Origin of the sequence: Solibacillus sp. FSL W8-0372 (assembly GCF_037969735.1) — a bacterium.
In the GTDB taxonomy this organism is placed as follows: Bacteria; Bacillota; Bacilli; order Bacillales_A; family Planococcaceae; genus Solibacillus; species Solibacillus faecavium.
The window spans coordinates 715,163-727,725 of record NZ_CP150204.1 but is presented as its reverse complement, the minus strand read 5'-3'; the positions used below and the strand labels follow the sequence as shown (position 1 = coordinate 727,725).

General features: G+C 38.6%; 7 protein-coding genes. All 7 read right to left on the bottom strand.

Annotated elements, in window-relative coordinates:
• Window positions 1–22 precede the first annotated feature (22 nt).
• The 7 genes from MKY13_RS03415 to MKY13_RS03385 all read right to left on the bottom strand — a co-directional run bounded on the left by MKY13_RS03415 (window position 23) and on the right by MKY13_RS03385 (window position 12,529).
• The gene (locus MKY13_RS03415) at window positions 23–1,474 is read right to left on the bottom strand and encodes an alpha-amylase family glycosyl hydrolase (protein WP_191698632.1); all 1,452 of its coding nucleotides are present in this window, start codon (window positions 1,472–1,474) and stop codon (window positions 23–25) included.
• A gap of 261 nt (window positions 1,475–1,735) precedes the next feature.
• Window positions 1,736–2,104: a YisL family protein gene (locus MKY13_RS03410; RefSeq protein WP_191698633.1), complete on the bottom strand. Its 369-nt coding sequence runs from the start codon at window positions 2,102–2,104 to the stop codon at window positions 1,736–1,738.
• Window positions 2,105–2,220: 116 nt separating this feature from the next.
• On the bottom strand, window positions 2,221–3,123 hold the full coding sequence (locus MKY13_RS03405; protein WP_191698634.1) for a fumarylacetoacetate hydrolase family protein: 903 nt from the start codon (window positions 3,121–3,123) through the stop codon (window positions 2,221–2,223).
• Window positions 3,124–3,253: 130 nt separating this feature from the next.
• The gene (locus tag MKY13_RS03400) at window positions 3,254–4,429 is read right to left on the bottom strand and encodes a DUF418 domain-containing protein (protein ID WP_191698635.1); all 1,176 of its coding nucleotides are present in this window, start codon (window positions 4,427–4,429) and stop codon (window positions 3,254–3,256) included.
• 11 nt (window positions 4,430–4,440) lie between these two features.
• Window positions 4,441–8,160, bottom strand: coding sequence for a helicase-exonuclease AddAB subunit AddA (gene addA, locus MKY13_RS03395; RefSeq protein WP_339215324.1), 3,720 nt, complete (start codon window positions 8,158–8,160; stop codon window positions 4,441–4,443).
• Window positions 8,135–11,776, bottom strand: coding sequence for a helicase-exonuclease AddAB subunit AddB (gene addB, locus MKY13_RS03390; protein ID WP_339215322.1), 3,642 nt, complete (start codon window positions 11,774–11,776; stop codon window positions 8,135–8,137). Before addB ends, addA begins: the two co-directional genes overlap by 26 nt.
• 129 nt (window positions 11,777–11,905) lie before the next feature.
• Complete coding sequence (locus MKY13_RS03385) at window positions 11,906–12,529, bottom strand: TVP38/TMEM64 family protein (RefSeq protein WP_191698638.1); 624 nt, start codon at window positions 12,527–12,529, stop codon at window positions 11,906–11,908.
• Window positions 12,530–12,563 lie beyond the last annotated feature (34 nt).

Genomic DNA, 12,563 nt, shown 5'->3' with positions numbered 1-12,563 from the left:
CACTTTTCCGGGCTATTTCATTTTATTTTGCTGAATTGGCGCGGCGTTGTTTCCCACGTTTCATAATGACAATCATGAATGCCGTATAAAGTACAACAACTAGTCCAAGTGCCACAATATAAGAAGTATTAATTCCTCGCGCATCGATGACCTGATACACCTCAACCATTTCACGGTCTAAAATGATAGTATAGTTATTATCTTTATTTTCACGAATGATTTCACTATTGAACATCCCACGGATTTCTTTTCCTTCCCCCAGCTCTGCTACCGGGATATGGACACGTTTTGTTTTACTGCTATTGTTAATTACAACTATCCACGTTTCCGTATCAGATTTCCGCTCAAATACGATAAAGCCATCTTCATTTTCAAGCCACTTAAATTCACCATTACGTAATGTCTCTGAATCATTTCGTAAAGATTGAAGCTTTCCAACATAATCTGCCAGTTCTGAATCTGTCTTAAAATTATAGTATTGATGCGCCTCTTCACCGGCAGTACCATTCATTGCAATTTCAGATCCGTATTGAACGACTGGCACACCCGGCAATAATAGTGTGCTTGCAATCGAAATTTTACTGCGTGTTGGAGGGTACATCCCTTCAGCCGTTGCAGCTAAAGTAAAACGGTCAGACCAAATTGTATCGGTCATTGTCAAAACAGGTGTGTCCGATAATGTCTCTTCAATATATGGTTCCAACACTGAAGTATCCAAATCAACATTTTTAAAGGAATTTGTATATTTTGATGCGACATCATTATAGAATTTCGCATCAAAATTCGCATCACTTTCTGCATTTGCAATTACATAGGCACCAGTAGCCTTTAATTGCTCAATCATGCGATTTAAAAATGCTGTATCCACTTGTTCAATATTCGTTAGACGAACGCCATCCAGTCCGTATGTATCCACAAATTGTACAGCACTGTCGATAATTTCGTTTTGTACTTCTTCATTAGTTAAATCCCACTGTATTTTCCCATCATTTGTACTCCCCACAAACCCTTGCTTTTCTGCAAGTTCATGGTTTGGACTAACATCTGTAATAGGGAAATCAGCCATTATTTTCATCTCACGCTTTTGGTATGAACCTACCATTTTCTTAAATTCATCAGCTGTACCAAAACGAGGGTCTAATAGTGTATAGCTTGTCGGCATCGAACCGTCATATTTTTCTGTTGCAAAAACTGAGCCTACTGAAAGCATTGTATAGCCCATATTCGTCACATAATCAATCTTTTTTAAGACACCATCGAAATCTCCACCCGCAAACATTGTCGGGTCTTGGGCATTTACAGTATGATCATCGTTTTTACCTGTTCCATTAAAAAAGCGGTCCACTAAAATGTCATATATACTTTCATCTGCAATTGTACGATTTTCTTCAGCATTTGCTAATGATGCAAATGACAATGAAGTCGAAAGCACTACACCTGCAGTAAGTGCACTAAGCCATTTATTAAATCTCAATTTATTTCCCTCTCTTTCACATACAATCCAACGTCATTTTACCAAAAAACCTATACACGTAGCTATGATAACAAAAGTTATTTGTAGGAAATGCAACAAATACGTGACAAAAATGTGTATGAATTAAAGAATAGCAAATCATATTACCTTTTATACAGGTGGTGGATAAAATAGAGGAGAATGAATGATGGGAAATATAGAGTTGAATAAATTAAAAAGTGTGCAAAAAGTTAAATTCACTTTTTGCACACCATGCTTTTATTAGAAGTTAATACCGATACCCATGCTCATACCTAAGTATAATGTAATTAGTAAAACGATACCGAATAGTACCCAGAACATATTAACAGACTTGCCTTTGTTTTTACGCACTAATACCATTTCCATGAATGCGATTACTAAAATACCAAATAACACTTTCATATCATAGTTCATGCCGCTTTCAGCGATTTTATCACGCCATTCTAAGAATAATGCCAGACCAGTAATGATAACTAAAATATACATTACACGTAAAGTCATGTGAACAGCTGTTAGTTTTTTGCCTGCTAATGCAGCTACAAAAAATAGGATTAATGTGATTGCCCATGCTGTAATGTGCAAGTGTGTTGAACTTGATAAGAAATCCATGTATTTTCCACCTCTTCTATTTATTATCTACACGAAATATCCTACCATGCTAGCATGTATAAATTCAATGGATTCGTCCAAGTAACAATAGAAAAGGTCATAATAAATGAATTATATTAAACAAATCGGTTTGCCAGAGTCCCAATGCCTTCAATCGAAACCTTTACCTCATCACCGGCTTTTAAAAATTTAGGTGGATTCATTGCTTTTCCAACTCCTGCTGGCGTGCCTGTTAAAATAACATCGCCCGGCTCCAGCGTTACAGATTTAGAAATAATCTCAATAATATCCGAGACGGTAAACATCATATCCTTTGTCGAACCGTTTTGACGAACTTCCCCATTCACCTTCGTTACAATTGTTAATGTATGCGGATCTGGAATTTCATCTTTTGTAACTAAATATGGACCCATAGGACAGCTGCCTTCCAAGCTTTTTCCTAGGAAATATTGTTTATGTTTTTCTTGTAAATCACGCGCTGTAATATCATTTGCAATTGTATAGCCAAATACGTAATCATACGCCATTGCTTTAGGAATATTTTTGCCTTGTTTACCGATTACAATCGCCAATTCTCCTTCATAATCAAGAGAATCCGTAAATTCTGCATGAACGGATAATGTCGATTCATCCGACGCAATTGCAGTTGGGGATTTAGTGAATACAACCATATCTTCCGGTGCTTTATCTGCACCCATTTCAACTGCATGGTCATTATAATTCTTGCCGACACACATTATATTTTTCGGTGTACGAGGAACCGGCGACAACCATTCTATATTAGAATATGCTAATTTGAATTTAGCACCATTTTCATGCTTTTGTGCTGCCTCTACTAATTTACGAACTTGCTCAACAAATTCATAGCCGTGTGCTATCCCGTCGATAATTGTTTCTGGAAAGTCTTTTAGTACATTGAGTTGTTTTTGAATTTCGACAACATCCCATACTGCCTCTTCTTTTTTCACTTTAGGGCCAAACTTTACTTGTTCGTTTACTTTAAATGATAACAATTTCATAACGTGGAGCACTCCTTCTGTTTTTTTACATCATACATTAAAAATAAAATTATTGCCTTACTTTTCTGACAAAATAATATTATTCTGTAAAACTAAGCTTTCTTTCTATAAATTTACATAATAATAGGTTTTATTTCCGAGAAGCAAACTTGCCATAAGTTATTTTTTTTAGTAATGCTTCCAGTGGTCCTTGTTTAAATCTTGAAAAATATAGTTCTGCAAATAATACTTGAATGACGAAGATTCCAATTGCCATATAAATACCCATTTGCACATCCACTTTTCCATAAAGACCGAAGCCCCATTTATAAAACAGCACCGTACAAATAACAGATTGCATAATGTAAAGAGTCAGCGACATACGTCCCGCCGTAGCGATTGGAGAGAAAAGCTTCACAACGAACGGTAGCTGCGTTAACAATGTTACAACCGCTATATAGCCGATTGCTAAAATAGGACCGCCAATATAGACTTGTAAATACTCATTACCAATCGTTTGAGCTCCGGCAATCGGCAGGCTTTTCACATACAGTCCGCCAGCCACACCAATTAACGCCAAAACAAACCATAAAACAATTTTTTCTTTTGCCCGTTCGATAAGACGCCATTTTGCAAGAGCAGCACCAAATAACATATAAGGCAAAATGGTAAATAATGAGGACATCCACATAAATATACTCATTTGTATTGCCAAATCATCGAGACGCTGCATAAATGCATCTGTCCAACTACCAATACCATAAGCTGTCACTGCACTTTGAATCGCATCAATATTTACAGATATTGAATCTGTAGATGTTGTAAAAAGGCCAGCCATTGCATACAAACTTAAATTAAATCCATGATATAAAGCATTTACAGCAATTGCTACTAGTAAAAGCCAAATTGCCGGCAGGCGGATAAGTGCAATTAAAAACACACCACAAAATGCATACATTGCTAAAATATCGCCCCACCAAATCAGAATGGCATGGAACATACCAATGCAGAAGATTAGCAAGAGACGTTTCGGAGCAAATTGATAAAAATTAATGCCCCTTTCTTTTGCTTTTACATACTGCATTGCTAAACCATACCCGAAAAGCATAGAAAATAACGGATAAAAACTACTTTGAACATATATATCCAAAAGCTGGTGAAGTACAATATCCTGCACTTCACTAAACCAGCTGCTTAAATCCGCAATATGTGGCATCGGTAAATAAAAGCCAAACATATTTACTAATAGAATGCCGAGCAAACTAAATCCTCGTAAAATATCAAGCGTTGCTATACGCTCATTCGTACCTACTGGGCGAAAATCCACCTTTTATCCCCCTAATCTATTTTCACTTCTAGTCCAATGCTATATAAATACAAAATACGTTCGCTAATTTCGATACGCTTAATAGATTGTACAGCATGCTGATAATAGTTTAATTGAATTTGGTAGGATTTTGTCATTTTTCGTTTAATTTTCTCTAAATCGCCCAAAATCATCTGTTCAATATAATCCGTTTTATAGTCCAGCAGTACCCATTTACCTTCCGCATCTTCAAATATACAGTCGATGACACCTTGTATGATTTGTGCGTCACCGTCTTCATCCTTCAAACTCATCGTAAAAGGAACTTCTCTTAAAATTTCCTTCGCCGTTTTAAAACGTTGTCCTACTTCTGTTCCGAAAAAGGCATATACCTTTTCAGCAGATACCGCGTCCGCTTCCAGTTGTTGAAGTAATTGGCGATCAACAAGGGATTGTATAAATCGTTCTGTTTCTTCAATTGTAGCAAAGCCATGCTGCGGGATATGCTGCATAACAGCATGCACTGCCGTACCTACTTCAGTAGCAGAAAGCTTTCTTTTTTTCTTCTCTTTTAGCATAAAGCTTGGTACTTCTGTTTTTACATAACGTTTTGCTTCGGAATTGTATAAATGCTCCTCTTCCATTTGCTGCAAACTTTCCATACGTTTAAGCTCTGAAACGGACGTTTTGGACTTTTTCGTTACAGCATCTTTGTAAAAATAAGGTGTCGTGAATCGTTCCGTTAGTAGCTGAACGATATCTTCATTTATAACTTCCTCCACTACTTCCTCTTCCGTTAGCTCTACTTCAGTTGCTGCTAAATAGTCACGATTCGGTATTACCGTAATCGACCACTGCGGTGTTGTCGTAGCTTTGCTCGAATACCCATAACTTACAAATAGGAAGTCTTGGTGACGAGCAACAGCTGGTCCAACCCAACTTAAATAACTGTTTGCCTTTGAACGGATATATGCCGGAAGTACGGTTTCTTTCAATTCCTGGTAAAATGTCCATTCTTCTTTTTGCTTTTCCCAATCTTTAATCGAGCCGACTAAAATAAGCCGCTCTTTTGCCCGGGTCATCGCTACATACAATACACGCATTTCCTCAGCTTTCATTTTGGCCAATTTCTTTTCCTTCACATACAAATGTGGAAGAGAAGTAGAAATAATATTCAAGTCTGGATTTACTGATTTAATCGCTAATCCAAAGTCCTGATCAAATATATAGCGGTTCCCTAAATCTTTCGTATTAAATGTACGGCTCATGCCGGCAACGAATACGACCGGATATTCAAGTCCCTTCGACTTATGGATTGTCAGTAAAGTCACAACGTCATCCGCTTCACTTGTGGACTTCGCAACACCTAAATCGTCTCCGCGTGAATGCATACGGTCGATAAAGCGTAAAAATCGGAACAAGCCACGGAACGATGTTTTCTCATAGCTCAGTGCTCGGTCATGAAGTGCACGTAAATTTGCCTGACGTTGCTTCCCGTTGGACATCGCACCGACCATTTCGAAGTAATTTGTATCCAAATAAACTTGCCAAACTAAATCAGCGAGCGCACCGTGACGGCTGAAGTTACGCCACTTGTCGTGCAATGCGAAAAATCTTTCCAGCTTAGCTTCTGTTTCAATCGGCATCTCGCCCTTCGCTTCTTCTTTATACTGTTTTAACGCCTCGTAGAACGGTACTTTCCCATTCACTAGTCGGATTTTCGCCAATTCATTTTCCGTCAGACCAATGAACGGTGCCCGCAGAACAGAGGCGAGCGGAATATCCTGATATGGATTGTCGATTACTTTTAGCGTGTTAATCATAATCATTACTTCCAATGATTCAAAATAGCCGCCATCTGTTTCAGCATAAAGCGGAAGGCCCGCTAATTTAAATTCCTCCGCAAAGGTCGTATACCATGTACGGGAACGCATTAATACGACGATATCCCGATAGCTAACCGAACGCATCGACTTTGTTTTCGGATTGTACACCTGTCCACCATTGTCAACTAAATCGCGGATTCTTTGAATAATGTAGCGTGCTTCTTGCTGGGCTGTACTAATGCTTTCTTCTTCAGCACCTTCATCTTGCCCTGGCACATTTTGCGCCTTCGAGTCACCTTCAAGCAACACAAGTTCAATTGGTACTTGCTGCGCATCATAGCTAGCTCCAAATTTTAATTTTGCCTGCTCATCGTACGCAATTTCTCCGACTTCCTCATCCATAATTTGTTCGAATACATAGTTCGTACCTTCTAGCACTTCGGAGCGACTACGGAAATTGGCGTTTAAATCAATCTTCATTCCTGTATCGGATGGATTCTCTTCAAAGCGCTTATATTTTTCAAGAAATAAGCGCGGCTCTGCAAGTCGAAACGCGTAGATACTTTGCTTCACATCACCAACCATGAACATATTCCCATCCTGCTCTCCTCCGCTTTTCACAAGTTGTAAAATTGTCTCCTGCAAGAAATTCACATCCTGATACTCATCTACAAGTACTTCTTTAAAACGTTTTTGGAAGGTGCGTGCCACATCGGATGGTTGCGGTATTTTGGAATCACTTTGTGGATCCGTTAATATCTCCAAGGCATAATGCTCTAAATCCGAGAAATCCAGTAAGCCGCGCTCTTGTTTGGCTAATTTAAACGCTTCACTATATTCAATTGTCAGCTTTACTAACGTTTCTAAAATAGGCTTTGTTGCCGCCATTTCCTGTACATAGAGCTTTGGATGCCGGGCAAAAAATGTGTCCTTTAATGAATTCAGCATTTCTTTAGCTGTGTCACGGTGATTTTTTGCCACCGCATACGATTCTTTGTCTTCTTCCGTATCTTTTTTCGTCAACGGTTTAATCCGTCCAAATTCAATGGAAGGGATTAACTCATAAGCATGCTCCCACGAACCATTTTCCATTGCATTTAATACATGTGTCACCCCTGTATATTCCGCTGCAAACAATGGCTTGTTTTTTTCTAAAGCGGGCACGATCGAAACAATGTGCAAACCTTTTTCAAGGCGGACTGCAATCTCCTTCAAGCTTGCAATAATAAATGGGCGAACTTCTTGTGCAATCGCTAAATCGTCTATCGGGCTGTTCGGATCAATATCGTATTTTTCCGGTAATGTTTGCAGCCATTCATACGGATTAGGCTGTACGCGTGAAACTTTGTACATTTCCTGCAGTAATAGTTCGATTGCCTGGTCACTTCGGTCTGACGCAAAGCTATCAATCAGTGTATAAAGCTCCTCTTTCGTAAAGAGCGTTTCCATATCACCACGGTACGCTTTTTCAAGCACGTCCATCAGCACATCATCCTGCAATAACGAAGCTTCTTCTGTACTTGCCAGGCGAAAACCAGGGTCTAAATCAATTGTGTATGCATATTCACGGCAAATCGATAAACAAAACGAATGCAATGTGGAAATTTGCGCTTTGTTTAATAAACTTAATTGTCTACGCAGAAAAAGGTTGCTTGGATTTTCAGTAAGAGCTTTTTCAAGTGCTTCTGCCATTCGATTTCGCATTTCTGCAGCAGATGCATTCGTAAAGGTTACAACTAGCAGTTCATCCACATCAATACGTTTTTCTTCCGGCGCTACAATTTTTTGAATAAGCCGCTCGATTAAAACCGCGGTCTTTCCTGAACCAGCGGCTGCAGATACTAAAATATCATGACCGGATGCATAGATGGCTTTCCACTGTACATCCGTCCATTGAATGTCATTCGGCTTCGCTGGAATCGTCATGAACACACACCACCTTTTCAATATTTTTAAATACTTCTTGCTCCGGCTGTTTCTTTATTTCATTAAAGCTATTGCCCGTCTCTGCTTGATCAAATTGGCATACCGCTTTATAGCTGCAAAATGTACAGGCTTTTTGGTTACCTAGGCTATACGGTTTGATTTCTGTATTGCCTTCATAAATTTTATTCCCAGCCTGACGGAATTTATAATGAACAAACTCTTGTAGATTTTCCATTTGTCCTTGTTCGATCACTTTTGAAGAGCGGTTATTAAATTCAGGATCCTCGCCGCTTTTAAATGCAGCCGGAACAATAATGGACGTTTTATTCGGTTCGAGGGATTGATCCATTAGTTGTGCGATTTCTACATCCTTTAACATATAACCACTTAGTTTAAACTTCTCTTGACGTAAATTTTCCACCCGGTCCTGTTCTTCATAATCTTCAGTTGGAATAAGCGGATTGTGTACATGTAAATAGAACATTCCAGCCGCTTGGACAATAATATTTTCCAGCTCTGATAAGTCCTGAATGAATTTACCTTCACGTGCGATAATCGGGATGTTTTTCATCGCCACATCCAAATAAGTTAACAGCTGAAGGGAAATGCCATTATATACTTCAGTAAAATCAAGTTTGCGGCCACTTGATTTGTAATCAATAACACGCAAATATAAATTTTCTGCGTCTTTATAAGCATCAATACGGTCAATTTGACCACGGACATACATTTTGCGGTTATGATCCAATTCAATTTCGAGTGCATCCAATGGATTGTTGTCATCTTGTTCGGTATTTTTGTCATCACGCTTACCGAAAGGCTTTTCATGAGCAATTGCTTTAAACTTAGATAGCTCACTTTGGTTCATAAGAGCATACACCGTACGGGCTACTATTTTCACAAGCTTTGTTTTAATATATTCAAAGCGATGGCTACTTTTTAAAATGCTATAAGAGAAATAATCGACGAGCTTAGAAATAGTATCATTCGCCTTTTTGTAACAATTTACATACGTATTCAATGAAATTGTCGGTTCTTTTTCCGATAAAATTGTCCGAATCGCCTCATGGAATAAATCACCCATTGCAAATGTCTCTAACTTAAATTCTGTACGTTCCTGCAATTTAAGACCGTAAGAAGCAAAATGCGAATACGGACAGCTATAAAAACGTTCAATGCGTGATACGCTTGCCAGGAAGTTTTCCCCATATAATGCCGTAGCAACTTCTTCTGTCAAAGGCTCCGCTTCATTTATTGAATACAATGGTTTCCCCACAATATTGAGCACATTTCTCCATTCGGAATCCCGTTCGTAAAATGCTTTCAACGCAGCCCATTCCTCTGAGAGCGGGCGTCGTTCAATTTGTGATTGCTTCAGCTGTGTCATTAAAAAGCCAATCGACGGCGATGGGTGCTGTAAATAATGGAGTACATTAGCTTTTTGTTGTTCATCCAATGGATCCATCGCTATTTGCCGATGCGGTAATGTACGAACCGTTTCCTCCTGTTGCATTCCCTGATTTTCCACAACCTCGAACATTTTATGCAGTCGGTTAATATAAAGCGACGGAAGCTTACCTTTACTTTCCTCATCTGCATTTGCATACGTAATATATAAATACTGTGTCGACGAGGAAATCGCACGGTAAAATAGAAAGCTCTCCTGAAGCAGCCTACTTTTTATACCTGGCGCCAATTCAACATCAATTTTTTCAAAGGCTTCCCGTTCATCATCAGATAATAATCCCCCTGCATCCATACGCATCGGATAGACACCATCGTTAACACCAATTACAAAAATCGCCTTTTTGTTATCAAAGCGTGCAAAATCAACGGTTGAAACAGTCACCTCATCCAAAGTTGGGGGCACACTTGAAAATTGAAGTGTTTCAAAGCCTTCATCTAATATTTGTGCCACTTCTTCCAACGGCATAATTTTGTCGCCGAACATGAGATCGAATTGCTCTAAAATATGCACCCAGCCATTCCAAGCCTGCTCATGTTCCAGTGATTGATGTAGTGCATTCGTCAGTTCTTCCTGTTCCTGCATTTTTAAAAGCTTTTTATAAATATCCAGTTGTTCCATAAACTCATACAATGCCACTACAATTTCACGGCCTGTCCGTTTACCTTTCAAGCGATTTTGCAATGCTAAAACAGGTTCGCGGATTAAATCCCGGACTGACTTTAAAAGATGTTCATGTTCCAATTCATCTTCTGTCTGTATCGCATTTACTTTTTCCAAAGATTTAAAACGACGATAATGCCAAACTTCTTCGTTTAGCCATCGATCATGGACAATCCCTTTTGCAATGACAAAATTTTCAAGAATGTCGGCTCTGTCTCGCATTGCCATTAAATTCGCTCCATATGGAAAGAACAGATCCGTTTTAATACTCCGGAATATCGGCTCATATTTCCAATTTGTTGTAATAATTTCCAACACAGATCGACTAAATTCAATAAGGGGATGATATAGCATTGCCCGTTTCTCATTTGAGAAAAAAGGGATCTCGTATTGCATAAAGGTCGTACCGATAATTGCCTCATATACATCCGCCTGGCGATACATAATCCCGATATCTTTATAACGCAAACCTTTTTTTAAGATGAGTTGCTTTATTTCCTGGGCAATTCCTTGCACTTCAGCTCGTGGATTTACCCCTTCCAATATTTGCGCATATCCTGTCGATTCAATTGGAGCGTCAATAACTTTATCAAAGCTTCGTTCAATTTGTAGCAAGTCCTGATTTTTTGCTCGGTAATTTACTTCGAGATGAACTCTTGGCTCCTCTTCAATGTCGATTCCCCGTTCAAAACGCAACTTTTGCAGTTCATGCTTTATTTTGTCATATGTCATGGCGGCCCTGTAAAATACGGATCCTTCGAGCATATCAACTTGAGGGTCCTCCAACGGCAGCACAATTGTGACACGCTTTGCATAAATTAAAAGCTCTTTTAATATCGACATTTCCTGTCCATTGAATGAAACAAACCCATCTAAATACACATGGGTATCCCGCAAGCTTTCCATCTTCGGAATGCGTTCAATTAGCATTGGAAAGTAGCCGTCCCCGTCAATATATTCCGTTCCTATGCGCTCATGTAGCTGCTTTAATATTATGTGTAAATCATGCAATTTATGGAGCAGTACTTCACTCGCTCCATTTTCTCTAAGAGAATTAATTAGTGGCTCAATTGTCTCCACATCAATATGGTACTGACTGAATTCTTTTAGAATTTGCTCGACTTCCTTCGTAAAACCACGCTTACCGGCTGCTCGTTTAAATAGTAGAAATTCTTCTTGATGTTCTTCCAAAATACGGCGCAATAACATGCGGTACCCTGTGCCACCAATACGCTCTCGTGCAATACCGCCTTCATTTTGCAGTACATACCATGCCAACCGCTTAAATGTCATAACTTGCGCCCGCATCATGCCTTCAATGTCATAATTCGTCGTCAGTTCATACTCTGTTGTAAATGACATTTGGTCAGGTACTAAAATAAATATTGGATTGGCAAACAAATTTGTTTTTAAATCCTCCACAATCTCGCGGTGAATAAAAGCTGTTTTCCCAGTACCTGCCCGACCCGAAATGACTCGTAATGTCATAATTTCACCTCATTTATCTTTGTTAATCTATTATAATATAAGAATACATGTTCGTACATTAATGGCATTCATAAAACAAAACCTTGTTCATTTACGCAACTGTAAAAAACAAGGTTTAATCATTACATATTATTTATTTCTTCTAAGTTTTTCAATTTCACGCAAGTCGCGCTCTACACGCTTATTTAAGATGCGTTCGATAAGTTTCCCGATACCCCAGATGACCAATACAATCACAATCGATATAATAATCTTTACCGGTGACGCTATAATTTCTCGTAAATCACTACCTAAATAACTAATTAAAAAAATCATAATTGGCTTAGAAATAAAAAGTGTTAAAAAATAATACTTTTTCTTAATATTTGACAGACCGGCCACACTGTTTACAACAACAACCGGTGTGAATGGCAAACATAGCAATACAAATAATGGTGTAAACCCTCTTATATCTACCCAATGGATCAGTTTTTTAACTTGGGTTTGTTCTTTTATGCGACGGAAGATACGATACTTCCCAAACTTTCGAATCATTAAGAAAAACAGATAAGATCCTGCAACCGTCCCAAGCCATGACAGTAGGAAGCCCCAAAACAGTCCGTAGGCAGCTGCATTGGCAACGACGATGACGAATAAAGGTAATATTGGTAAAAAAGATTCTATAAAAGTTAAAAATATACCGAAAAAGGGACCTAATAATTTATATTTTTCTACAACAATTTCTATATTGTCGATAGTCATCCAATCCAACATAACCTTCACTCCTGCCAAAACATAAAATACTCGA

What these genes read in the sequence shown, in the direction of transcription:
- MKY13_RS03405 (WP_191698634.1), bottom strand. Translation starts at nt 3,123, where the DNA reads ATGAAATTGTTATCATTTAAAGTAAACGAACAAGTAAAGTTTGGCCCT.
- addB (WP_339215322.1), bottom strand. Translation starts at nt 11,776, where the DNA reads ATGACATTACGAGTCATTTCGGGTCGGGCAGGTACTGGGAAAACAGCT.
- MKY13_RS03385 (WP_191698638.1), bottom strand. Translation starts at nt 12,529, where the DNA reads ATGTTGGATTGGATGACTATCGACAATATAGAAATTGTTGTAGAAAAA.
- addA (WP_339215324.1), bottom strand. Translation starts at nt 8,160, where the DNA reads ATGACGATTCCAGCGAAGCCGAATGACATTCAATGGACGGATGTACAG.
- MKY13_RS03410 (WP_191698633.1), bottom strand. Translation starts at nt 2,104, where the DNA reads ATGGATTTCTTATCAAGTTCAACACACTTGCACATTACAGCATGGGCA.